At 65.5% G+C, this 22,725-nt stretch carries 21 protein-coding genes; 7 read left to right on the top strand and 14 right to left on the bottom strand.

From position 1 onward, the window contains the following. Window positions 1-10: 10 nt before the first annotated feature. The 3 genes from E4634_RS04705 to E4634_RS04715 form a co-directional block, all read right to left on the bottom strand. Entirely contained in the window at window positions 11-2,476 is a 2,466-nt protein-coding gene (locus E4634_RS04705) for a TonB-dependent receptor (RefSeq protein ID WP_240725086.1), read from the bottom strand. Between the two features lie 295 nt (window positions 2,477-2,771). Then, window positions 2,772-4,367 (bottom strand): tetratricopeptide repeat-containing sulfotransferase family protein, encoded by a 1,596-nt coding sequence (locus E4634_RS04710; RefSeq protein WP_135441436.1) that lies wholly within the window; start codon window positions 4,365-4,367, stop codon window positions 2,772-2,774. Between the two features lie 94 nt (window positions 4,368-4,461). Next, window positions 4,462-5,871, bottom strand: a complete 1,410-nt coding sequence (locus tag E4634_RS04715) for an NAD(P)/FAD-dependent oxidoreductase (RefSeq protein WP_135441437.1) — start codon at window positions 5,869-5,871, stop codon at window positions 4,462-4,464. 289 nt (window positions 5,872-6,160) lie between these two features. Here E4634_RS04715 and E4634_RS04720 point away from each other — a divergent pair, with 289 nt between their 5' ends. Next, complete coding sequence (locus E4634_RS04720) at window positions 6,161-6,706, top strand: GNAT family N-acetyltransferase (RefSeq protein ID WP_135441438.1); 546 nt, start codon at window positions 6,161-6,163, stop codon at window positions 6,704-6,706. Here E4634_RS04720 and E4634_RS04725 read toward each other — a convergent pair. From E4634_RS04725 to E4634_RS04760, 8 genes are all read right to left on the bottom strand, one after another. Continuing rightward, the gene (locus E4634_RS04725; protein ID WP_135441439.1) at window positions 6,684-6,920 is read right to left on the bottom strand and encodes a hypothetical protein; all 237 of its coding nucleotides are present in this window, start codon (window positions 6,918-6,920) and stop codon (window positions 6,684-6,686) included. The two genes, E4634_RS04720 and E4634_RS04725, sit on opposite strands and share 23 nt — an antisense overlap. 189 nt (window positions 6,921-7,109) lie before the next feature. After that, window positions 7,110-7,616, bottom strand: coding sequence for a methylated-DNA--[protein]-cysteine S-methyltransferase (locus E4634_RS04730; RefSeq protein WP_135441440.1), 507 nt, complete (start codon window positions 7,614-7,616; stop codon window positions 7,110-7,112). 13 nt (window positions 7,617-7,629) lie between these two features. Continuing rightward, entirely contained in the window at window positions 7,630-9,087 is a 1,458-nt protein-coding gene (locus tag E4634_RS04735; RefSeq protein ID WP_135441441.1) for an AlkA N-terminal domain-containing protein, read from the bottom strand. A 76-nt stretch (window positions 9,088-9,163) separates the two neighbouring features. Beyond that, a complete protein-coding gene (locus E4634_RS04740; RefSeq protein WP_135441442.1) occupies window positions 9,164-10,702 on the bottom strand; it encodes a class I adenylate-forming enzyme family protein in 1,539 nt (512 codons plus the stop codon). A 64-nt stretch (window positions 10,703-10,766) separates the two neighbouring features. Next, window positions 10,767-11,282, bottom strand: a complete 516-nt coding sequence (locus tag E4634_RS04745) for a cupin domain-containing protein (RefSeq protein WP_135441443.1) — start codon at window positions 11,280-11,282, stop codon at window positions 10,767-10,769. 90 nt (window positions 11,283-11,372) lie between these two features. Next, window positions 11,373-12,245, bottom strand: coding sequence for an HpcH/HpaI aldolase/citrate lyase family protein (locus tag E4634_RS04750; RefSeq protein ID WP_240725087.1), 873 nt, complete (start codon window positions 12,243-12,245; stop codon window positions 11,373-11,375). 28 nt (window positions 12,246-12,273) lie between these two features. Next, complete coding sequence (locus E4634_RS04755) at window positions 12,274-12,573, bottom strand: YciI family protein (protein WP_135441444.1); 300 nt, start codon at window positions 12,571-12,573, stop codon at window positions 12,274-12,276. 57 nt (window positions 12,574-12,630) lie between these two features. Further along, the gene (locus E4634_RS04760) at window positions 12,631-13,431 is read right to left on the bottom strand and encodes an enoyl-CoA hydratase (RefSeq protein WP_135441445.1); all 801 of its coding nucleotides are present in this window, start codon (window positions 13,429-13,431) and stop codon (window positions 12,631-12,633) included. Window positions 13,432-13,674: 243 nt separating this feature from the next. Between E4634_RS04760 and E4634_RS04765 the strand changes: the two genes are divergently transcribed. Beyond that, window positions 13,675-14,883: an Aq_097 family APC-type transporter gene (locus E4634_RS04765; protein WP_135441446.1), complete on the top strand. Its 1,209-nt coding sequence runs from the start codon at window positions 13,675-13,677 to the stop codon at window positions 14,881-14,883. A gap of 209 nt (window positions 14,884-15,092) precedes the next feature. Then, entirely contained in the window at window positions 15,093-15,758 is a 666-nt protein-coding gene (locus tag E4634_RS04770; protein WP_167854769.1) for an outer membrane protein transport protein, read from the top strand. Window positions 15,759-15,834: 76 nt separating this feature from the next. Here the strand turns inward: E4634_RS04770 and E4634_RS04775 are convergent, their stop codons facing one another. From E4634_RS04775 to E4634_RS04785, 3 genes are all read right to left on the bottom strand, one after another. After that, window positions 15,835-16,722 carry an HAD family hydrolase gene (locus E4634_RS04775; RefSeq protein WP_240725088.1) on the bottom strand — a complete coding sequence of 296 codons (888 nt, stop codon included), beginning with the start codon at window positions 16,720-16,722 and terminating at the stop codon, window positions 15,835-15,837. A gap of 160 nt (window positions 16,723-16,882) precedes the next feature. Continuing rightward, entirely contained in the window at window positions 16,883-17,578 is a 696-nt protein-coding gene (locus E4634_RS04780; protein ID WP_167854770.1) for a DUF3313 family protein, read from the bottom strand. 63 nt (window positions 17,579-17,641) lie between these two features. Then, window positions 17,642-18,550, bottom strand: a complete 909-nt coding sequence (locus E4634_RS04785) for a LysR family transcriptional regulator (RefSeq protein ID WP_135441450.1) — start codon at window positions 18,548-18,550, stop codon at window positions 17,642-17,644. A 111-nt stretch (window positions 18,551-18,661) separates the two neighbouring features. Between E4634_RS04785 and E4634_RS04790 the strand changes: the two genes are divergently transcribed. From E4634_RS04790 to E4634_RS04805, 4 genes are all read left to right on the top strand, one after another. Continuing rightward, entirely contained in the window at window positions 18,662-19,885 is a 1,224-nt protein-coding gene (locus E4634_RS04790; protein ID WP_135441451.1) for an acyl-CoA dehydrogenase family protein, read from the top strand. A gap of 4 nt (window positions 19,886-19,889) precedes the next feature. Continuing rightward, a complete protein-coding gene (locus tag E4634_RS04795) occupies window positions 19,890-20,666 on the top strand; it encodes an SDR family NAD(P)-dependent oxidoreductase (protein WP_240725089.1) in 777 nt (258 codons plus the stop codon). Between the two features lie 125 nt (window positions 20,667-20,791). Then, window positions 20,792-21,217 carry a hypothetical protein gene (locus tag E4634_RS04800; RefSeq protein WP_135441452.1) on the top strand — a complete coding sequence of 142 codons (426 nt, stop codon included), beginning with the start codon at window positions 20,792-20,794 and terminating at the stop codon, window positions 21,215-21,217. Window positions 21,218-21,735: 518 nt separating this feature from the next. Next, window positions 21,736-22,719, top strand: coding sequence for an FHA domain-containing protein (locus tag E4634_RS04805; RefSeq protein ID WP_135441453.1), 984 nt, complete (start codon window positions 21,736-21,738; stop codon window positions 22,717-22,719). Window positions 22,720-22,725 lie beyond the last annotated feature (6 nt).

Here is a 22,725-nt window from a genome sequence, read left to right on the forward strand (position 1 = left end):
TCTACTCCGCTCAAAGGCCGTAGCTGAAGCGCAGTCCGAAGGTGCGCGGACGGCTGGGGCTGATATCGGACTGCACGTAGGGTGAACTGGCCGAAGTCATACCGTTGCCCGAGTCGTAGTACTCCTCGTCGAGCAGGTTCTCGACATACATCGAGAGCGCCCAGCCCGCGGCACCGCGGTAGCCGGCGTTGGCCTGCACTTCGGTGTACTCGCCCGTGTAACGCCAGCCGGCGGCGCGGGTGATCGCGTTCTCCGGTTCCCAGTTGGAGGGCGCGCCGTCCTCCCAGCTGGCCACCAGGCCACCGAACACTTCGCCGCTACCCACCGGGATGTTCGCGTTGAGCGAGGCGAAGGCGGTGTACTCGGGAATCCCCGGACGCGGTGAGCCCTCGCAGGCGGTGGCGTCACCCAGCCACTCCCTGCCGTTCTGGCAGAAGGCTTCTACGCCGGTCGCCTCGCTGTCGAACCAGGAAAAGCCCAGGCCGAGGCGCCAGTACTCGAAGAAAGCGAGGTTCCAGGTACCTTCCAGACCCTGCGCATCCACCTGCCCGGTGTTACAGACCACCACCACCGGCGAGCCCGGCTCGCTGCAGGTCGCCTGCAGATCCTTGTACTCGTAGTAGAACGCGTTCAACGCCAGTTGGCTGGCACCGTCGAGCTGGGTGCCCTTGAAACCTAACTCGTAGGAGATGACCGTTTCCTCGTCGAAGGTGGATGGGCGATGCACACCCGGCAGCGCTTCCACGCCGCTGAACGGACCGCCGGGATCGACGGAGAAGCTGTTGAAGCCGCCCTGCTTGTAGCCAGTGGTCACGCTGGCGAACACCAGGGCCTCGTCCGCCGGGTGCCAGTTGAGCACCGCGCGGTAGGTCGGCTTGCTCCAGCTCTGGGTGTCCGATACCGGGCCCTGGGGCGTGGTGAAACCGGTCTGCACCACCTGGCCGAGAATGCTCTGGTTGCGCTCGGTCAGCACTTCCTGGCTCATCTTCTTCTCGTCGTCGTTGTAGCGCACGCCGAAGGCCGCGTCCCAGGTCTCGGAGAACTGGAATTGCAGGTCGATGTAGGCGGCCCAACCGGAGTATTTGCCAACGGTGCGGTTCCAGTCATCGACCAGGCCGTTGTTGGGGCTGGGGCTCCAGGTGTAGGTGCCCCAGTAGTCGTACAGCACATAGGCGTACGCGCCGCCGTAGGCGTTGTTGTAGTAGTCGAACACGCCCTGGCAGCTGTCGCCCCAGTAAACGTTGCAGTACAGGTCTTCGTCCTGCTGGCCGAGGAACTCGGTTTCAAGCTCTTCGCTGTAGTAGGAGACGCCGGCATACCAGTTGAACATGCCGTCGTTTTCCGAGGTGATGCGCAGTTCCTGCTCGAAGTAATCGCCGGACTGGATCTGCTCGTAGTTGAAGATGGTGAGCGCGGTGGCGTCGAAATCCTCGGTGTAGTGGTAGTCGTGGTCCTTGTACCCGGTCAGCGAGGTCAGGGTACCCCAGCCCAGGTCGTAGTTGAGTTCGAGGCCGGCGCTCCAGACTTCGCCGTTGTCGATGATCCCGTTGAGGGGTTCGTCGATGCGCACGGTACGGTCGTCCCCGGGCACAGGGATATCACCGTAGATGCTTTCGAGGAATTCGTAGGCGGGCCCCTTGCCAGTGGCCCGGTAGATGGTGCCCGACTGCTCGCGGTCCTCGTAGTCGAGGTACAGCGTTGCGGTCAGCGCACCGCCCGCGTCATACAGGCCGGTCAGGCGCAGTGCCTTCTTGTCGTGTTCGATGTGGTCGTCACCGGTGATCTGGTTGTCGACGTAGCCGTCCTCGGTGGAGTACATGCCAGCGACGCGCACGGCGAAGTTGTCGCCGATATCGAAGTTGGTGCCACCTTCGGCACGGAAGATGTCGCGCTCCCCTGCCCGCACATCGATGTAGCTGTCCGGGTCGCCCTGTACCGGCTTGCGCGTGATGATGTTGAGCGCGCCGGCGATGGAGTTGCGGCCGAACAGGAAGCCCTGCGGCCCGCGCAGTACCTCGGAGCGCTCCAGGTCGTAGAGGCTGGTGACGGCGGAGCCGTTGCGCCCCTGGTAGAAACCGTTCTTGTACACGCCCAGGGAGGGGTCACCGCCGTTGCCGAAGTCGTTGGTGACGATGCCGCGTACCGCGATCGAGTCGAGGAAGCTGTCCTTGGAGTTACCGGTTACACCCGGGGTGAAGATCACCAGGTCCTTGACGTCGTCGAGGTTGGCGTCGCGAACGAAGTCGCCGGACAGTGCCGTCACCGCCAGGGGTACGTCCATCACGGATTCGGCGCGCTTGGTCGCGGTGATGATCACCTCTTCCATCTGCTGTGCGTGGGCAGTGCCGACGAGCAGGGAGGAGGAAACGGCTAGGGCCAGGGCACTGCGCGGTACGCGCGGTGCCAGGTTGGTTTTTGAAGAACGAAAAGCTGAAGTGTGCGACGCCGGAGCGCGGCGACGGCCGGATAGGTTCATGACTCCCCCTGGGATGTTACCGAGTACGTTCACCGTCTGGCGCTTGCGGCCGGACGAAATCTATCTGCTTGCGGGCGTCATTGTGTTGTGCGAAACACATCGGCCTTAGCTATGTGTTTCGGCCACCGGTCCAGCGTTCTTCAGTCTGGGGCTCTGCGCTGCCTGGGACAGTCTGGCGTTCCGATGGGGACCATTTCAGGCTACGGATTACTTCGTGGCAATTCAATACGGCCGGTGCGAAAAGGTCTAACACCTTGGGGGTAGGCGCACCTGCGACAAGGTGTCGGGCAGGCGTTCAACGCGGCAATTGTAGCGGAATACCCTCAGATTCCAGGGTTTCCCGCAGCGGCGCCAGGGCCTCGCCGTAGCGCTGCCAGCGCCCCACTGAGCGCGTGTGCGCCGCTTCGCGCACCTGCACCACGCTGGCGGTGGTCACCGCGCCGTCCTGGCGGTGGAAGTCCAGGCAGGCATCCTCCCAGGGCAGGCCGAGAAACTCGATCAGGCGCCGGGTGCTGGGCTCCGGGTCGGCGGCCACGGTCTCGTAGGAAAGATCGATAAAACGCTCGCCGAAACGCTCCCGCCAGCACTGCATGAGGCGGAAGTAGCGCGCGTGATGCCGGCCCATCTCGCGCTGCTCGTAGGAGTGCGGGTAGGCATCGGCGAACAGCTGTTTGAAGCTGGAAAAACAGGCATCCATCGGGTCGCGCTGCAGGTGCACGATCTTCGCGTTGGGCAGCGCGGCGAGAATCAATGGCAGGAAACGGTAGTTGGCCGGCAGCTTGTCGACGAAGCGCGGCAGCTCCCCGCGCAGAGCGCGCGTGGTGCTGAGATACGCCTCGCCCAGGCGCGCTACGTCGATGCCCGCAGCGGCCTGCACCAGTTCCGCCGAGTAGCGGGCACGGCCGCGGTAGTTCACCAGGCGACGCACGGCGCTATCGAACTGCCGCAGCTCCCCCGCGGAGTGCACCATCGAGTGGCTGGTCACGATACGCTCTACCAAAGTGGTGCCAGTGCGCGGCTGGCCGACGATGAAAATCGGTGAGGCGTCGGGGCAGCCCTCGCTGCGGCTGTCCAGCCACTCCCGGGTCAGGCTGTTCTGCAGGGCGTCGAACATCGCCGCTTCGGCCGCCTCGTCGTAGTGCAGGGTGCTGCGCCGGGCAGCGGCGCCGGCGGCGTAGGCCGTGAAGGCGGCGGACCAGTCGCCGAGGTCCTCGAGCTCTTTGCCCAGGGCGTACTGCAGATAGGCAAGGTCCTTCGGGTTGCGGCTGTTCGCGATCATGCCGTTTAGCTGGTCGACGTGCTCGCGCCCGGTCGCCTTACGCAGGCCGGATAACAGCCAGTGCGCGTTGGCATTGCCGGGGTCGACCTGCAGCGCGCTGCGCAGGGTCTGCTCGGCACCGTCGAAGTCGCCGAGGAACATCTGGTTGTTGGCCCGATTGATCAGGAATGGCAGGTGTCGCGGCTGCTGAGCCAGTGCCTTCTGCAGCCAATGCGAGGCCTCCTGCTGGTCGCCGAGCAGGCTGAACACGGTGGCGATGGCATCCTCGACCATGGGATTGCCGTCCTGGTGGGCCACGGCCTGGGCCAGCGCCTCGTCGGCGCGGTTGACGTGCCCCATGCGCATGAACAAGCGCGCCAGTTGCGCCCAGGCGGCACCGTGCTGCGGCGCCAGCTTGGTCACCGAGCCAAAGGCCTGGACCGCGGTACCAATGTCCTCGCGGGCCTGCGCCACCAGCCCCACAAGGAAATGTCCCTCCGGCAGGTCCGGCTTGGCGGTGAGCACGCGGCGGGCGCGGTCGATAGCGCCGTGGAAGTCGCCCCGCGCCAGGGCTGCATAGCCCTCGCGCAGGCTGTCCTGCATCCACGGCTCGGGGGGCTTGCTTTGCGTCATGGGTATCCTGCTTGTGCGTTGACGCGCGAAATTATGCCAGCTGGGTTGATGCAGCGTCACCCGGGTGTCGGCCGGCTTCGCGCGCGCCGCGGTGTCACGGTGTCAATATGCGCTCGACCAGGCGCGCCGAGAGGCTGGCCAGGTGTTGGTGCCAGCGCCCTGCCCGGCCGCCGCTGAGCACCGCTTCCTCCCAGCCATAAATACTCCAGGCGGCCTTGAAGCCGAGCCAGCGCAGGGGTTCCGGTTCCCAGCGGCGCAGGGTGCTGGCCGCGGGGCCATGCAATACCCAGGGCAGGCGCGTGCGCAGCGAATCGCGCGAGAGAATAAGCTCCGCCAGGGTCTGCCCGAACAGGAAGGACGCGCCCACGCCCTCCCCCGTGTAGCCGCCCGCGGTGCCGGTGCCGCTGGCCGCGTCGTAGACGACATGCGGCGCGAACCGGCGTGAAATACCGAGCGTGCCGCCCCAGGCATGCGTGAAGGAGACCTCCCGCAACACCGGGAAAAACGTGCGCGCGAGTTCCCGGCGCATCTCGAAGGCGGGGTCGTTGGCGTCGAAGCGGCTGATCGGCGCGCCGCCGAAGCGATAGTTGCCGCGGGCGCCGAACACCAGTCGGTCGTCGGCGGTGCGCTGCATGTAGGTGGAGAGCCGGCTGTAGTCCGACAATACCGGGCGGCCGGTAAAACCCATCTCCTCCCACACCGCCGCGGGCAGCGGTTGCGTCGCGACCATGCCGCTTTGGAAAGGCAGCACGTACATCCCCTGCGGCCAGCCGCCAGCGCCGTAGCCTTCCACGGCGGAAATCACCACGGGTGCACGCACGGATCCCGACGATGTGCGCAGCCCCTGTGAGCCCGACGCGATGACCCGGCTGCCTTCGAAGATACGCGCACCCAGGCGCTCGCAAGCAGTCGCCAGGCCTGCCGCCAGTTTTGCGGGCTGGATTGCGGCAACATGGGGGGTATAGATCGCGCCGCTGGCCCCGGCGATGCGCACACGCCCCGCGAGTTCGTCGGCCTCGAGCCAGCGGTAGTCCTGCTCCGAGTGGCCCGCGCCACGCAGGCTGTCGAGATGGGCGCGGGCCAGGGCCCGCTGTTGTGGATAGCGGGCCGCGGCATACACCGCCCCGCCGTGGGCAAAATCGCAGTCGATGCCCTCGCGCTCGAGCACCGCGCCGGCGCGCTCGGGAATGGCGTGTACTTCGCCCAGAGCGAGGGCACGGGTGTGGGGATCACAGGGCGCAAGGTAGCTATCCAGGCCCTCGATGGCGCCCATCAACCAGCCGCCGTTCCGGCCCGAGGCTCCAAAGCCCACGTGTTCGGCTTCGAGTATGACCACCGAGAGGTCGGGCTGTAACTGCAGCAGGTGGTATGCCGTCCACAGCCCAGTGTAACCGGCGCCGACGATGGCGACATCGGCGGTTATGTCCTGTTCCAGAGCTGTCCGGGCGTTGCCCTGCTCCGCCAGCGTGTCGAACCACAGACACTGGCGTAAATCTTCGTGCATTGAATCTCCCGAAACGACGACGGCGGCCGCTGGTTTTTTGAACTGGGGAATGCAACGAGTGTAATCACGCCGCGAGGAGGCCAACCATACCCCCGTGGGGGGACAACGCTTGGTGCCGCGCCACCGCCCTGCGCTTGGGAGGACAATTGCCCGTGTTGGACAACGTGCCTATATCCGTCGCGCGGTGCCTGCACCAAACCGGAGAAATCACCAGTTACAGCTTGCCTGCGAGCGGGGTGTCACCTAGCCTTTCTGGCAGGTTTTTGTTGCCCGGAGTGCCCCACATTCCATGGTCGACACACTCTTCGAAACCGCGCGCCTGGGTTGCCGGCACCTGGATGAATCTGACCTGGCCGCGCTCTACGAGGTCTACTCGGACCCGCTGGCGATGCGCTGGGTGGGCGACGGTTCACCCATCAGCCGGCCCGAATGCAAGGCCTGGCTCACCAGGACGCTGGAGAACTACGCAAACCGTGGCTACGGCATGTTCGCCCTCGTCGAACACGCGACAGGACAGGTAATCGGCTTTGCCGGCCTGGTACATCCCGACGACCAAGCCGAGGCTGAAATCAAGTACGCATTCCTGCGCAGCTACTGGGGCCAGGGCTTCGCCAGCGAGATCGTGCGCGCACTGCTGGAAGCCGCCCAGAACCAGTTTGGCCTGGACCTGGTTATCGCCACCGTGGCGCCGGAAAATCGCGCTTCCCAGCGGGTGCTGGAAAAAGCCGGTGCGGTGGATGTCGGGCTGCAGCCCGGGGAAGAACTTGCAGGTACCAGGCGCTACGAGTGGCGCAGCGCCCGGACCGGGGAACTCAGTGTTTCGTCAGCAACCTGACAGCGGGGCCATCTTCACGTAATTGGCCAACTTCGAAGCGCGGAACCTCGACACGTACACCGCAACGGCCGTGGATCTCGGCCCACAGCAGGCGGGTAATCGCACTCACGGCGCGGCGTTTTGCCTGGTTGGCATCGATTGCCAGCGGGGGCATCGCGTGGACGCTGGGTGCGGTGGCGGGAACCAGCTGGGTGAAGCTTTGGGTGCCAATCATCGTACAGAGACCTCCTTTCGGGCAGAAGTTGCCCGGACATTCACGCTATCGGCAGCGCAGGAGGCAGGTTTAGGCCATTTTCGAAAATATCTACGGATTCGATGATTTTGTGAACCGGGGCACACCGCGGGATTGCGCAGGGTGCGGGATCAGCAGGTACGGCAACCCTGCCTGCGCGCCTGCGGATGATCAGAACATGGTCCGCTGCACGGTCGCCACGCCCTCGTGCCGCAACAGCCACTGTTTGCGCGCCACGCCGCCGGCGTAGCCGGTCAGGCTGCCGTCGGCGCCGATGACCCGGTGGCAGGGCACCACGATCGCCAGCGGGTTCCTGCCGTTGGCCTGGCCGACAGCCCGCACCGCACGCGGCCGCCCCACCCGCTCGGCAAGTTCTGCATAGCTCGCAGTGACGCCGAAGGGAATCGCCTGCAGCGCTGCCCAGACCTCGCACTGGAACCCGGTGCCGGCGAGGTCCAGCGGCAGGTCGAATTCCTTCAGTTCCCCGCCAAAATAGGCCTGCAACTGCGCCCGCGCCGCCGCGAACAGTGCGTCATCGCGATGCCAGTTCACCGCCCCACCCTGGTCTGGCTTCGTCGCGCCCATCTGCACGCCGCGCAGGCGCTCGCCGTCGCCCGACAACAACAGGGGGTCGATCGGTGAGTCGATCACACTGTAGTAAACCGTGGTCTGTTGCATATTTCGCTCCTGTTCATCCGCCGCTGGCGAGGCAGTGCCAGCAGTGCATGGCGCCGTAGGCTCGCCAGGGTCGCCAGCCCTGCGCCGCGCTGTGTACCCCCGCGGGCTTGTCGACGCCCAGCGCGCGCATCAGGCCGAGGTCCGACTGCGGCATGGCGTCCGGGTCACCCAGGGCGCGCATGGCAATGTAATCGGTGGTCCACGGCCCGATGCCGGGAATCGCCAGCAACTGCGCGCGGGTGCGCTCGACGTCTGTGCCGGGGTGCAATTCGAACGTGCCCTCGGCAACCAGCCGCGCCAGGTGCCAGACGGTTTCAGCACGCCGCCGGTTAAGCCCCAGTGTCGCCAGTTCGGTGACATCGGCAGCGGCTATCGCTGTCGCATCCGGCGGCAGTCGCTCGATGCCGGGCAAGGGTGTCTCCAGCGGTTCGCCAAACCGCTCCACGAAGCGCGTGAATACCGTTGAAGCGGCCCTTACCGACACCTGCTGGCCGAGCACGGCGCGCAGGGCGAGTTCAAAGCCATCGACGGTGCCGGGAATACGCAGCCCCGGCGTCGCCGCCACCAGTGGCGCCAGTAGCGGATCGCCGGCCAGCTGCGCATCGACGACCTGCGGGTGCGCGTCGAGGTCGAACAGCTGGCGTAATTGCGCCACCACCTGGCTGATTTGCGGGACCAGCGCAGGCGCGATATGCACCTCAAGATGATGCTGGCCGGGTACATCGCGCGCGCTGAACCAGCCTACCGCAGAGCGTGTACGCAAGCTGCCGGTAAAACGCTCGCCGTCGTAACTGACCAGCCCGCCGCCACTGCGCGAGCCGAGAAAGCCCGCCAGCGCCTCCCACGCCAGGGGGGGACGGTAGGACAGCCGCAGCCGCACGCCCTCGCCCGCCGCCTGTCTGCCGCGCTGGCTGCGCAGGTCCGAGGGGCTCAAACGGTAGTGGCGGCGGAACGCGTCGTTGAAGCGCCGCAGGCTGGAATAGCCGCTGGCAAAGGCGATATCGACAACCTTCAGGGAGGTCTCGGTCAGCAATTGCTTGGCCAGCAACAGGCGATATGTCTGCGCCAGGGCGATGGGGCTGACACCGAATTCCTGCTCCACCGCGCGTCGCAATTGGCGGCTGCTGACCTGCATCTGCGCGGCCAGGTTTTCCAGCGAATCGCCCTGCAGGGCGCCCTCCCGGATGCGGATGGCGGCGCGCTGGGCGAGCCGGCTCACCGCATCGCTGGGCGCGTTGCCCGGGGCCAGTTCCGGCCGGCAGCGCAGACAGGGACGAAAGCCCGCCTGCTCGGCCGCGGCTGCATGGGCGAAAAATCGGCAGTTTTTCGCCAGCGGCGTGCGCACCCGGCACACCGGGCGACAGTAGACACCGGTGCTGGTCACGCCGACAAAGAAGACGCCGTCGAAACGGGTGTCATGGGCCTTAACGGCGGCGTAACAGTGGGAGGGGTCTAGGTCGGCAGCAGTCATGGCGGACACTGTAGTGCCCGCCGCCGGCGACTGCTAGCCATTTTCGGACACGATCATCGGCGCCGGTTGCCCCGGCTCAGGCGCGTCCCAGTCGCTGCGCGAGCATCACCTCGAGTTCGCGCCGCGCCACCTTGTTGCTGGGCAGCAGCGGCACTTCCTCGCGCGAGATGACCACGTACTCGCGCGGCACCTTGTAGCTCGACAGGCACTCGCCCAGGGCGGCGCGCAGCGCCTCCGGCTCGACGGTCTCACCGTCGCGCGGCACCACCGCCGCCACCAGTAACTGGCCGCGCTCCTGGTCCGGGATGCCCAGCACATAGGCGGAGTGCACCCCCTCCAGTTGCTGCATTTCCTGCTCGACCTCGGCCGGGGAGACGTTGGCACTGGCGGTCTTGATCATGTCGCCGTCGCGGCCGACAAACAGGATACGCTCACCGTGGCGTTCACCCATGTCGCCGGTGTGGTAGTAGCCGTCCGCGGTGAAATAGCCCTCGCGTTCGAGCTTGTGCAGGCCCGGTGTCAACGCATAACCGCGCACCTGGATTTCGCCGCGCTCGCCCTCGGCCACCGGTTGGTCGTTCTCGTCCGCAACTCGGACTTCGAAGCCGTCGGCGATGTGATCCAGCGGCGGGCACAGGGGGTAGCCCGGCACGCGCACCTCGTCACCCCAGGAGTACGGCCCGATGGTCTCGGTCATACCCAGTGCCCAGATCGGCCAGCCCTCCGGCGGGCGCATCTCGTCGCCCTCGGCGAGCACGCTGCCCATGGCGTAGCGGCTGTTGCGCAGGGTCGCCTCGGCGCACAGGGTGGCCGCACCGGCGGCCAGGTTGGGGAGCAGGTACATCATCAGGCCGCCGACCCAGAACATCGGCATCAGCGCCGGGTATTCCTGGCCGGACTGCAAGGGCAGTTTGCGGCGCAGGAAGTGGGTGCGCGCGAGCACCGCCCCGTGGTTGTGCTTGACGCCCTTGGGCATGGCCATCGAGCCCGAGGTGTAGATCTCCATGACCTGGTCGGTCGGGTAGATCTCCGCCTCCACCGCCTCGAGCAGGGCCTCGTCGACGCTCTCCGCCTCGGCCAACAACCAGCTGCGCGCGCGCACACCCTGCGGCAGGTCGTCGCCATCGGAGACCACCCAGCGCAGGAACGGCACATCGGTCAGGCGCAGTTCCTGGGCACAGCCATAGAGGCCCGGCAGTGCTTCGGCGACACGCTGTGCGTAGTCCTTGCCCAGGATCTGGCGTTGCACGATCAGGCCTGTGACATCGGACTGGCGCAGCACGCGCACCAGGTCGTGCGACTTGAGCAGGGTGCTCAGGGGCACGGCGATGGCGCCGATGCGGGCGATGGCGCAGAACTGCACGACAAAGCCCACACTGTTCGCCGCGATAAACCCGATGCGCGTGCCCTTGCCGGCACCGCGGGCGAGCAGCGCGCGGGCCAACCGGGCGGATTCGCGTTCGAGTGCCGCGAAGGTGATGGTTTCTTCCGGCAGCGCCGGATCCTGGAAACGAACCGCAACGGCGTCGCCATAGGCGGCCGCGATGGCGCGAATAAACTGGGGAAAAGTGCTGGCGGTTTCAGGCACGCCAGGCTGGTAGGTTTCACCGCTCACCGGTGTTCTCCTTTTTCATTGTGGTTATTGTCGGTCATTGTGTTTTTTTTCGGTTTTTCTGGGGTTATTTTCTGGCCGCCGAGGGCGGCGGCATATCCAGCCAGGCTTGGCGCTGGCTGGCGGCTATCTGCGCCGCGCGCTGGTAGAACGCGGCGTCGCGGGCGTGGTTGACGAAATCGAAGCCGTTCGCGTTGCGGTACTCGAGTACCTCTACGCCCTCGGGACCTGCCGTATAGGTGTAGGGAACGTCAGCTTCGATGAAGAACCCGTCGCCGGCCTCGAGCGTCTCGCGGCCCAGGCGCAGCGACCCCGCGATCACGTAATACAGGCAATCCTGGTCGTGACTGTGCAGCAGCAGCGGGAACTCCGCCTTGAACCAGACGTGCACCAGGCTGAATCCGGGCAGGTCGACCAGCACGCGTGAGCGCGCGCCCTCGCCGTAGCCGGCGTCGACCAGCGCCTGCACGCCCTCGGCCTGTACCGGAGTCAGCGGTGCGTGACGCATGATGCCAGTGTCCTCGAGATCCACCGCTTCGGCGAAGCGAAAAATACTCATCCTGGCGGTCTTTTCCTGCAACATGTAGACCTCCTGTCGTCGCCGGGCGACGCTTAGTCTGCTCTTATTGTTCTCTTGTTATTTTCTGCCGGCGGAAGCTACCCGCCGTGTCGGCTAGCGCGCCGCGATAGCCTCGGCCAGTGCCAGCGTGCGCCGGGCTTCCTCCACGTGCAGTGCTTCGACCAACCGGCCGCGCACCACTACCACGCCCTTGCCCTCGGCACTGGCGTTTTCAAACGCCTCGATGATCTCCCGCGACGAGGCCAGCTCGGCGGCGTCGGGGGCGAAGGCCAGGTTGGCCGCCTCGATCTGCCGCGGGTGGATCAGGCTCTTGCCGTCGAAGCCGAGTTCACGCCCCTGGGCACAGGCGAAGGCCAGGCCCTCGTTGTCTTCCAGGTCGAGGTGCACGCCGTCGATCACCGCCAGTTCGTTGGCGCGGGCGGCGTACACACAGAGGTTGAGCGCAGCGATAAACCCGAGGCGCTCGCGGGTGTGGCGCACCCGGGTATCCTTGGCCAGGTCGGAGGTGCCCAGCACGATGCCGGCAAGGCGCGGGTGGGTGCAGGCAATCTGGCCGATCTGCAGGATGCACTGCGGTGTCTCCGCCATGATCCACACCGGGATGCCATCGTCGCAATCGGCGGAGTCAGCTGCGTCGATAGCTGCCAGCAGGTGCTCGGGCGAACCGATCTTGGGGAACAGCAGCGCATCCGGTCGAACGCCACTGCGCCCCAGCGCCGCCAGGTCATCCCGCCACCAGGCCGAACCCGGGGCGTTGACCCGCACGATCAGTTCGCGCTCGCCGTAACCCCCCGCCTGCAGCGCTTGCACCACCAGGCTGCGCGCTTCGGCCTTGGCCTCGGGCGCTACCGCGTCCTCGAGGTCCAGAATCAGGGCATCGGCAGGCAGGCTGCGCGCCTTGTCCAGCGCACGCGCGTTTGAGCCCGGCATGTACAGCACGGAACGCCGCGGTCGCACCGCGCTCACCGCACCGCCCTCCCCGGGCCTGCCGCGCTCACGGCAACACCTTCTTGAAGGGCTTGACCTTGAGGCTCTTGTGCACGCCGTTGATCACATACGGGTCGGCGTCGGCCCAGGCCTGCGCGGCCTCCAGGGAATCGAATTCGGCGACGATCAGGCTGCCGGTGAAACCCGCCTCGCCCGGGTCCTCGGCATCCACCGCCGGGTGCGGCCCGGCGAGCAGCAGGCGTCCCTGCTCGAGCAGTTCCTGCACCCGGGCCAGGTGTGCCGGCCGGTTGGCCATGCGCAGGGCCAGGGTGTCATCCGCGTCCTGGCTGATAATGGCGTACCACATGGGGATTTAACTCCTGTGCAATTCTTTGAATAGGGGCTCTTGAGGGAAGGACTGTGCTCAGCTGCGCTTGCCGCGCGCGCGAAGTTGCGCCAGGCGCTCCTCCATCACCGAGACATCCACCTTGCTGTTATAGGCACGCGAGCGCTGGCCTTCCATCGCCAGGCCGTTGGCCAGGCTGTCTTCCCAACCCTCGTTCATCATCGCCTTGATGTGCTCGAGGGTGTCGGGGATGCATGTTGCGATCTGCCGCGCGCACTCCAGTGTCGATTCGAGGAGATCGTCCGCCGGGAACACGCGGTTGACCAGCCCCCAGTCGCAGGCCTCCTGCGCGCTGAAATAGTCGCCGGTGAAACTGATCTCGCGGGCGCGGTTGATACCGACCAGGCGCGGCAGCTTCTGTGACAACCCCCACCCGGGCAGCAGGCCGACCCGCGCATGGGTGTCGGCGAAGCGGGCTTTTTCCGACGCGTAAATAAAGTCACAGGCCAGGGCCAGTTCAAAACCGCCAGTGACCGCCACGCCGTTGATCGCGCCTATCAGCGGCTTGCAGCAGCGGGCAAAGGCCTGCATCAGCGGCGCGTCGTAGCCGAGGAAATCGTCGCGGGCCAGCACGCTGTTGTCCTCGGTGAGCACGTTGAGGTCCAGGCCGGCGCAGAACGCCTTGCCGCGCCCGGTAAGGACGATGGCGTGCACGGCGGGGTCGTCGGACAGGGCCTCGAGTGCCGCGCGCAGGCCGTCCAGCAGGGCCAGGGTCAACGCGTTGAACTGTTCCGGGCGATTGAGTTCTACCAGTGCGATACCCTGGCCCCGGCTGACCAGTACCTGGCCGTCGGCCAGCGACTCGGTCGCTTGCAGCATGCCTACTCCAAAATCAGGTTTCTGAAACGCGTATTATGCGCTGCATCGGCCGTGGAAAACACCCATCGCCGCGTGGCTAGCGCTGTTTCTGCCCCGGTCAATGCGCTGCGCAGTGCATTTGTCCACGCAATCACAGGCAGGCTCGGTCGGACCACAGAACGGCTCAAGCACGGCTCCAGGACAACTACAGGACAACTACAGGACAACTGTTCGACAAGTGTCGGAAAACGAAAGGAGAACACCGTGATCAACGCCATCGTCCTGCTCGCCGCAGCGGCAATCGCTGGCTACCTCGCCTTCTCGCCGCGGCTGGCGCGCTCCTCGCGCTGGAAAGCGACCGTCACGCCGCTGGCCTCCATCATGGGCAGCGGCTTCCTGGTCAGCGCCCCGCTGCTGGCCACGACCGTGGGTCTCTACGCGCTCCCGGCAATGGCCTGCCTGTTGCTCCTGGCCTACACCATCGGCGGCGCCATCCGCTTCAACATCCGCTATTTCGAACCCATCGAACACGCGGGCCACGGTCCGACGCAGACCCTGGCCTTTCTCTCGCGTGTCGTGCTTTCGGGCGCCTATTTCATTTCCGTGAGCTACTACCTGCAACTGCTGGCGGCATTCCTGGGCACCGGGCTCGGAATCGAATCGGAGATGTTCGAGGAACTCACCACCACTGCGCTGCTGGTCCTGATCGGCGGCATCGGCATGTGGCGGGGACTCGACATGCTCGAAGGGCTGGAAAAGTACACGGTGGCATTGAACCTGGGGATGATCGGCGCACTGCTGCTGGCCCTGGCCATCTACAACGCCGGCCTGGCCGTCTCCGGGCAGTGGCAACTGCCGACGCTGGCGTCCGGCGCCGACGGGCACGACCTGCGTGTGCTGCTCGGCTTGCTGATCGTGGTGCAAGGTTTCGAGACCTCGCGCTACCTGGGCGATGAACACTGCGCCGAGGAACGCATCGCCACCATGCGCCTCGCGCAATGGATCTCGGCGGCGGTCTACCTGGTCTTCATCGGCCTGGCGACGGTGTTGTTCACCGGCGATACCGGCGCCGACGTCACCGCCATCATTCACCTGATGGGCCCGGTGGCGGCGGTTCTGCCGGCGCTGATCGCCATCGCCGCCATCAGCAGCCAGTTCAGCGCCGCGGCGGCGGACAACGAGGCTGCGGGCGGCCTGGTCGAGGACATTACCCACGGCCGACTGCCCATCCGCTATGCCTACGCCTTCGTGCTGCTGGCAACCCTCGCGATCACCTGGTCGAGCAACGTGAACCAGATCATCGCCTATGCATCGCGGGCTTTCGCCCTGTTCTACGCCCTGCAGTGCCTGGTCGCGCTGCAGGTGGCCTGGGGTGAGCGCGGCCTGGCACATCGCCGCTGGCGCGTTGTCGGCTACGGCCTGCTGGGCGGCGCCTGCCTGCTGGTGTTTGCCCTCGGTATTCCCGCCGAATAGCGCCATATCCGATACAGGCGGCGCAGTAGACAGCCGGTGAGGGTGTGCTAACCTGAGAATTCATCGCACTGCCCGGCGAGCCGCGATTTTCCAGCGGCTGTCTAGGGGGGCTGCGCGACCAGATACCGGCTCCCGGGCCGGTCGGGGAGGTTGCTGTGGTAGGGCAATTGGCAAGGGCCTTGAAGGGCCCGGGTACGGCTGTAACAGCGGTGGGCGCGGCACTCGTGGGTCTCGCCCCGACGCTCTCGGCCCGGGCGGAACCCCCCGCGCTGGCGCTTTCTCCCCGCCTGTTCACCTACCAGCAACCGGCCGCCGCCGACCTCAACTACCGCCTCTCGGACACCACCCACATCGGCATCGATTACCGACCGGGCAGGGTTGCCGCGCCCGGCTCGGGCTTCCGCCTTCCCGGCCCTGTCAGCCAGCGCGAGCGTCCGGAATCTGCAAGGCTGGGCCTGTACCACCAGTTCAGCGAACAACTGGCGCTGGACCTGACCCTGGGCTGGGACAACTGGAACGCGCTCGACCAGATGGTCGACCAGGCCAACGCCCTGCCCTTCATCGCCCGCCACTCCCGCGGCACCAGCGATGTCGCCGTGGGCCTGGAATACGTGGTGACGCCGCGACTCATGCTGACTGCGGATTTCAGCTACGACCGCAATACGGATGCACTGTGGGGTCGCACACCCTCGGCGGTGCTGGACCCGCGCCTGCAGGTGGGGGTGGGCGGCGAGTACGAACTCAACACATCGCTGAGCTTCCGCGGGTACCTCAACTACCTGGACGCCGACGCAGGCGGTGAAGCTGCCCAGCCGCGGGGCTACGACAAACCGTTCACCTACCAGATGGGTGTCAGCGCGCGCTGGAATTTCTGAGCGGCCCGGGCCGGTAGCTCGTCGCAGCGGCGCTGCAGAGACCTACAGCACTACTGACAAGGGTACCGGCGCTCGATCACTGTTCGCCGGGATACACACGCTTCCAGTCCCGCTTCATGTCCACGACCAGCCAGCCCCGCTCGGGCGCCACATCCAGGGCTTTGTCCAACCGCCCCATGTGGGAGTCACGGTCGTAGGCGTATTCGCGTTCGGCATCGGTGTGGTGCACGATCAGGCCCAGTCGGGGCGTGGTATCGGCGCCGCTGCGCTGCACGGTGGTGTACTCGAGCATCTGCAGGTCGCCGTCGGAATTGCCGCCGGCCAGGATCGGACGACGACCGATATGCCGGTAGATACCCACCGGCTTGCCCGCCTTGTCGTCTATCAGAACCAACTTGGGCGCCTTGACGATGGTGGGAATGCCGTCGCGCATCTCCAGGGTCGCATCCAGTGTGGAGCCGACCACCTGTTCCGGCGGCACGCCGTAGACCTCCTCGGCAAAGACCCGCATGAAATCGACACCGCCACCGGAGACGATATACACCTTGAAGTCGTTGTCGCGCAGGTAGTCGAGCAACTCCAGCATGGGCTGGTAGACCATCTGCGTAAACGGCTTGCCGGTGCCCGGGTGGCGGGCCTTCTCGCGCCAGCGCGCCACCGAGGCGACGAACTCGTCCGCGGTCATCCCCGAGTGGGCGGTGAGCAACACCTCCATCAAGCCGGCCTTGCCGTGGGCGAGCAGCGCCGGCAGGTCGTTGGCCAGCACGCTGCGATAGGGTTCGCGCTCCTTCCACTCGGGATGGTCCGGGGCCATGTCGCGAATCTGCTGCAGCGCGAAATAGCCCTGGAAATACAGCGGCTGTTCGCTCCACAGGGTGCCGTCGTTATCGAAGGTCGCGATGCGCTCCGCGGGGGGCACGAAGCCATCGGACCCAGCGTCGGTGACCGTGGTTACGAATTGCACGATGGCGGATTTACTCGCCCCCGCCACCCAGGATGGCAGGGGGTCGGGGGCGGCGCCCGCTCCGGCCGATGGCAGCCATGCTGCGACCAGCAGTGCTGCGATCCGGAGCAGGCGCAATGCACCGGTCATCAGGTCATGCCCTGGCTGGCCGACACGCGCCTCATTTACCTGCCTGAACTTCGTCCAGCCCGTCGCGCAGGTACTTCGCCCAGCGGTTGAGGATCAGTTGAGCATCGGCGCGGTTACTCACGGAGTTGGTCCACTGCAGGCGCATGTCGTCGAAGTCCTTGCGCCGATCGACAATCCTCGCCAGCGTGTCGCCGGTGGCGCCGTCCTTCAGTTCCAGGTACAGGGTCATCTCGCCGGACTGCGTGGTATAGCTGCGCGAACGACCGGCGGACATGACGTCCGGGGCGTTGATGTCGAGGTTGATGATCGCCGGTGCCAGCACCAGTACCTGCTCACCCTCGGGGAACTCGTCCACCAGTTTGTAGGGCGGTGCTTTTTCCAGTTCCTCGCGGAATGTGCCGGTGCACATTTCGCTCAACTGCCCCTTGATCCGGTCGACATCTTTTTGCGTGACGCGACTGGTGAGGTCCAGCCGGGAAGAGTTCTGGTCGCGCAGCCAGTTCTTGCGGAACGCCACTTCGCATGGTGCCAGGGCGAAGGTGTCGTACTCGCCGAGTTGCACCCCCGGCTTTTTATAGACGTCGGCGAACCCGGTACCGGTGACCTGCTCCAGGCCGTCGAAGGACACGCCGTAGGCTTCGGTTTTCGGTCCGGTTTCGGCGCAGGCAGCGAGCAGGACGACAGCGGCAAGCGCGCTGCTGCGCAGGGCAATAGCCAGTTTATGCATTGTATTTCTCCAGATGATAGTCATGAATCCATCGCGCTGGCTGGCGAGCCTGCAGGATTCTAGTCAAGCGGCCTGCAGGGCGCCAGCAGCCACCGCGGCCAGGCAGTGCTCGCGCAACCATCGATTGGCCGGGTCCTCCGCAGCGCTGCGGCTGTAGTACAGGTTGAGCGCCAGGGGTTCGACGGCAAACGGCGGCGGTACGCAATGCAGACCGCTGTTGCGCGCGGCGAGTTCCGTGGTGGTCCACAACAGGTCGCTGTCAGCGGTCAGCGCCGCTGCCGGGGCGTGGTGCTGCAGGCGCACTTTCACCTGCCGCCGCCGGCCCAGTGCGTGCAGCGCGATATCCACGTGCCCGCGCCCGCGCGGCCTGCCGGAAACATGCAGGTGGTCTGCGCCAAGGTAGGCGTCGAGGGTCAACGGAGAGCTTGCCAGCGGGTGTCCGGGCCGCATCGCAACCACATAGGGCAGGCAGGCCAGCGGCGCCTGCCCCAGTTCCCGGGCGTTGATCTGCGGCGAATCCACCAGCAGGTCAATGTCTCCCGCCTTGAGTTCCGCCACCGCCGCCTCGCGACCGGGGTAGAACGCCTGCAGCACCACACCGGGCGCTTCCGGCAACAGGCGCCGGTGCAGGACCGGGAGCAGCAGCGTCAACAGCAGGTCGTTGACCGCCAGCCGGAAGACTTTTTCCGAGCTTTGCGGGTCGAACTGCGCGCCGACGCCGATACTGTCCTGTAGCAACAACAGTGCCCGGCGTACGTCGCCGATCACGTTGTCTGCCACCGGCGTCGGCTGCATACCCTGGGGCGTGCGCACGAACAACTGGTCGGCGAAGGCCTGGCGCAGGCGGCCGAGGGCATTGCTCACCGCGGGCTGGGTCAGGTGCAACTCCTGGGCGACACGGGTGACGCTGCGCTCACGGTACACCGCCTCGAAGACGACAAAAAGATTGAGGTCTATCCTGTCCAGGCGCATCTTTTCTCATCACTCAAATTAATGATGACCTATTATATAAATAAATTTGAGTGATTATCGAGCGCCCCCTAAGCTTGCCGTCGACCCCAGTCGCAATAAGAGATACGCCCCATGTACCAATTCAGCGAACGCTCCCAGGCCCTGCAGGCACAACTGCAGGCGTTCATGGAGGAGCATGTCTACCCCAACGAACACGCCTACGCCGAGGCGATCAATACTGCCGAGAACCGCTGGGCAGCGGTACCGCTGATGGACGAGCTAAAAGCCAGGGCACAGGCCGAGGGCCTGTGGAACCTGTTCGTGCCGCCGAGCCTGGCACAGTTCGTCGATCACGAGGGCCTGAGCAACTTCGACTACGCACCGCTGGCGGAAATCATGGGGCGGGTGTTCTGGTCGCCGGAGATTTTCAACTGTTCCGCGCCGGACACCGGCAACATGGAAGTGTTCATGAAATACGCCACCGAGGAACAGCAGGCGCAGTGGCTCACCCCGCTGCTGGCCGGCGAGATCCGCTCCGCCTACGCGATGACCGAACCGCAGGTCGCCTCCTCCGACGCCACCAACGTGGAATTGCGCATCGAGCGCGACGGCGACGAATGGGTGCTCAACGGCCGCAAGTGGTTCATCACCAACGCCATGTACGAGCGCACCAAAATCTTTATCGTCATGGGCAAGTCGGACCCGGACAACCCCAGTCGCCACAAGCAGCAGAGCCAGGTGCTGGTACCCAAGGGCACGCCCGGGCTGGAACTGGTCCGCGCCCTGACCACCATGGGCTACGACGATGCGCCGACCGGTCACGCGGAGCTGCGGTTTACCGATGTGCGCGTGCCGCTGGAGAACATCCTGCTCGGCGAGGGTCGCGGCTTCGAGATCGCCCAGGGGCGCCTGGGGCCGGGCCGTATTCACCACTGCATGCGCCTCATCGGTATCGCCCAGCGTTCGCTGGAACTGGCCTGCGCGCGGTCGGTGAGTCGCACCACCTTCGGCCGCAAGCTGGCGGAGCACCAGTCGGTACGCGAGGACATCGCGAAGTGCTTCTCGGAAATCGAGATGGCCCGCCTGCTTGTCCTGAAGACCTGCGCCCGCATGGACGAGGTCGGCGCCAAGGGCGCCATGGACCTGATCGCCGCGAGCAAGACCAGCGTGCCGCTGATGGTGCAGACCATCATCGATCGCTGCATGCAGATTCACGGTGCCGGCGGCCTGACCAGCGACTACTGCATGGCCGAGGGCTTCAACTACGCCCGCTGGTGCCGCCAGGCGGACGGCCCGGACCAGGTGCACCAGATGGCCCTGGGCAAGATGCTGATCAAGCGCTACACGGAGGAATAGACGAATGGCGGACATGGACAAACTGCTCGGCGTGGAGGGTAAGGTCGCCCTGGTAACCGGCGCGTCCAGCGGCCTGGGCGCGCACTTCGCGCGTATCCTGGCCGGCGCCGGGGCCCGGGTGGTAGCGGCGGCGCGGCGGCGCGACCGCCTCGAACAACTGGTCGGGGAGATCACTGCCGCGGGCGGCGAGGCGATTGCGGTGGCGATGGACGTCACCGACGCCGAAAGCGTAGCGGCGGCGCTGGACGAGATAGGAACCCGCATGGGCGGCGTCGATATCCTGGTCAATAACGCGGGGGTCGCCGCTTCACGCTACAGCCTGAAAGTGGATGACGAAAACTGGGATTTCGTCATGGACACCAACCTCAAGGGCGCCTGGCGGGTAGCCCAGGCCGTTGCGCGCCGCGCAATCGAGGCTGAGAAGCCCTGCAGCATTGTCAACATCGCCTCGATCCTCGGCCTGCGGGTCGGCTTCGGCGAGACTGTCTACGCCATCGCCAAGGCCGGCGTGGTGCAGATGACGCGCGCGCTGGCCATGGAACTGGGACGCAAGAACGTGCGCGTCAATGCCCTGTGCCCCGGTTATTTCGCCACCGAAATGAACTCCGACTACCTGCTCTCGGAGGCCGGCCAGGCCTACCTGCGTAACACGCCCGCGGGGCGCATGGGGGAACTGGATGAACTCGCCGCCCCCCTGCTGTTGCTGGCCGGTGACGGCGGCAGCTTCATCAACGGCGTCGCCCTGCCGGTGGACGGCGGCCACCTGGTCGGCTCGCTGTAATGAATTGGCGCCCGAATGTAATCCCACGTAATTGAGGGCGCCCTACCCGCTGCAGATACTTTTGTGAAACCGCCGCCGGCGATGCGTAAGCCGGCGGTGTAACAAGAACGCAGGGGGAACGCAAAGTGATTATCAGTCTCGACGTATTGAGTGAAGATCACGTCCATCGCATCTATCGCCACTACCCGCGAGCCATCTACGGCCTCGCTTTCGCCTACGCCGCCTGGGACGAATACTGCAGCTATCTTGCGCAGGCAGAGGATCTCTTCATCACCGCCTCCGCCGCTGGCAACGGCCGCTTGATCGGCCATCCGCAAGGTGAGCCCAGCTTCACCCCCCAGGCCCTGGCGGACTGGTTGCGCGAGTCGGTGCTGCCCTTCGAGTATTTCGGTGACCTGTACATCGCCGCGCCCGGTGCCGACCGCAGCTATCTCGACGGTTTGCGCAAGGCCATGGGTCCGCGCTACGAAGGTCGCATCTTCGGCCAGTTCGGCCTGCCCAGCGGCACACTGCAACCGCCGGTGGAAGCCCACTGGGTCGAGGCCGCCTGAGCCAGAGCCGCTGCCGCGGCCCTCATACCTGCGCCGCCACTTCCCCGGTGGCGGTGATGTCCACAATCACTGCGAAACCCACCAGTCCCGGACGCATGGCAGTCAGGGGGTACCACCCTGGGGTCAGAGTCGCGACCCTGACCCCGTGCTCTCAACCCCCATCATTTTCAAACTTATAACGGTCACGGGGTTTGCCTGAGAGCGCAGTCGCGACCCTGACAGACTCCTCCTGCAAGGCCCTCCCTGTCATGTTCGCGGGCCCGTACGCGGCACAAAAAAAAGGCGGCCATCCCTGGCCGCCAATTTCCGCGTGAAGTGCAATCCCATGCACGCGTATAATGGTGCCCGGCCAGCGGAGAAATAGCGATTACGCAGAATTACAGTTCGCGGTTGCGCCATTCGTGCTTTTCATCTATTTTCTCTGCTAAGTCATTGAACGACTGTCTCTTTTCAACAACAAGCTGTAATTCGCAGCCCATGGACCCGGGCAGCGCGGTCCAGCACTTCAAACAATTTAGATGGCGCAGATTCGCGATACAGACACACAGAGAACCTTCTTTCTGCGCGCGCACCATACCCTAGGCCGCGACGCGGAACGTTCGGACACCGTCGTCAGCAGCCCGATCACTTCGCGTATACACGTCGCCCTGGAGTGGGACGGCGACCAGTGGAACGCGCGCGACCTCAGCAAGAACGGTACCTGGCTCGGCAACAAACGGCTGATCAGCAACGAGAGCACGCCGATCGCCCGGGGTGACAAACTGCATCTCGGCGCGCCGGAAATGCCTGCGCTCGAAGTGGTCGATGACGGTCCGCCGCAATCCACCCTGGTGGGCCTGAACGGCAGCGATTCGCTGGAACTCGCCTCCTTCGTCTTCCTCCCGGACCAGAACGAGCCGGAAGCGGTGGTGATCTACTCCTTCCACCGGCGGGCGTGGATGGTGCACCCCATGGAACAGGACAGCCCGCAACACCTGGAGCGCATGCTGCATCACGGCGATCGCGTCGGCTACGGCGGCCGCGAATGGCAGGTCTTCCTGGCTGAAACCGAGCAGATGACGGAGATCAGCACTGCGCCGGAGAGCAGCCTGGAAGACATCGAGTTTGTCTTCCACCTCAGCCAGGACGAGGAAAACACCGCCCTGGAGCTGAAATTCAGCGGCCACAAACTCGATCTCGGCGAGCGCTCCCATCACTACCTGCTGCTGCACCTGGCGCGCCTGCGCGCGGACCAGGCCGCCAGCGGTTACGACAGCCTGACCCAGGGCTGGATAGACAACGAACAACTCAAACGCGACCTCGGCCTGGAAATGCCGCATATCAACATCATGATCTTCCGGGCCCGCAAACAGATCGCCGAGACTCTCACCACGACGCTGGACTCGGAACTGCTGGTAGAACGCAGCAAGGGCCGGGTACGCTTCGGCGGTTCGCGTTTCCGAATCTACAAAGGTGCCGCCCTTACCCATAGCATGCCCGGGCAACAAGCCCAGAAGCAGTGATGACCG

It is taken from the genome of Mangrovimicrobium sediminis, assembly GCF_004745945.1.
Taxonomy (GTDB): domain Bacteria; phylum Pseudomonadota; class Gammaproteobacteria; order Pseudomonadales; family Halieaceae; genus Mangrovimicrobium; species Mangrovimicrobium sediminis.

Bases quoted from the DNA above. Each gene is read 5' to 3' on its own strand.
- E4634_RS04715 (WP_135441437.1), bottom strand. From the start codon at position 5,871: ATGCACGAAGATTTACGCCAGTGTCTGTGGTTCGACACGCTGGCGGAG.
- E4634_RS04725 (WP_135441439.1), bottom strand. From the start codon at position 6,920: ATGATTGGCACCCAAAGCTTCACCCAGCTGGTTCCCGCCACCGCACCC.
- E4634_RS04755 (WP_135441444.1), bottom strand. From the start codon at position 12,573: ATGTGGTACGCCATTATCAGCCAGGACGCGGATGACACCCTGGCCCTG.
- E4634_RS04780 (WP_167854770.1), bottom strand. From the start codon at position 17,578: ATGCATAAACTGGCTATTGCCCTGCGCAGCAGCGCGCTTGCCGCTGTC.
- E4634_RS04745 (WP_135441443.1), bottom strand. From the start codon at position 11,282: ATGTTGCAGGAAAAGACCGCCAGGATGAGTATTTTTCGCTTCGCCGAA.
- E4634_RS04705 (WP_240725086.1), bottom strand. From the start codon at position 2,476: ATGAACCTATCCGGCCGTCGCCGCGCTCCGGCGTCGCACACTTCAGCT.
- E4634_RS04730 (WP_135441440.1), bottom strand. From the start codon at position 7,616: ATGCAACAGACCACGGTTTACTACAGTGTGATCGACTCACCGATCGAC.
- E4634_RS04720 (WP_135441438.1), top strand. From the start codon at position 6,161: ATGGTCGACACACTCTTCGAAACCGCGCGCCTGGGTTGCCGGCACCTG.
- E4634_RS04795 (WP_240725089.1), top strand. From the start codon at position 19,890: ATGGCGGACATGGACAAACTGCTCGGCGTGGAGGGTAAGGTCGCCCTG.
- E4634_RS04710 (WP_135441436.1), bottom strand. From the start codon at position 4,367: ATGACGCAAAGCAAGCCCCCCGAGCCGTGGATGCAGGACAGCCTGCGC.
- E4634_RS04735 (WP_135441441.1), bottom strand. From the start codon at position 9,087: ATGACTGCTGCCGACCTAGACCCCTCCCACTGTTACGCCGCCGTTAAG.
- E4634_RS04760 (WP_135441445.1), bottom strand. From the start codon at position 13,431: ATGCTGCAAGCGACCGAGTCGCTGGCCGACGGCCAGGTACTGGTCAGC.
- E4634_RS04805 (WP_135441453.1), top strand. From the start codon at position 21,736: ATGGCGCAGATTCGCGATACAGACACACAGAGAACCTTCTTTCTGCGC.
- E4634_RS04790 (WP_135441451.1), top strand. From the start codon at position 18,662: ATGTACCAATTCAGCGAACGCTCCCAGGCCCTGCAGGCACAACTGCAG.
- E4634_RS04785 (WP_135441450.1), bottom strand. From the start codon at position 18,550: ATGCGCCTGGACAGGATAGACCTCAATCTTTTTGTCGTCTTCGAGGCG.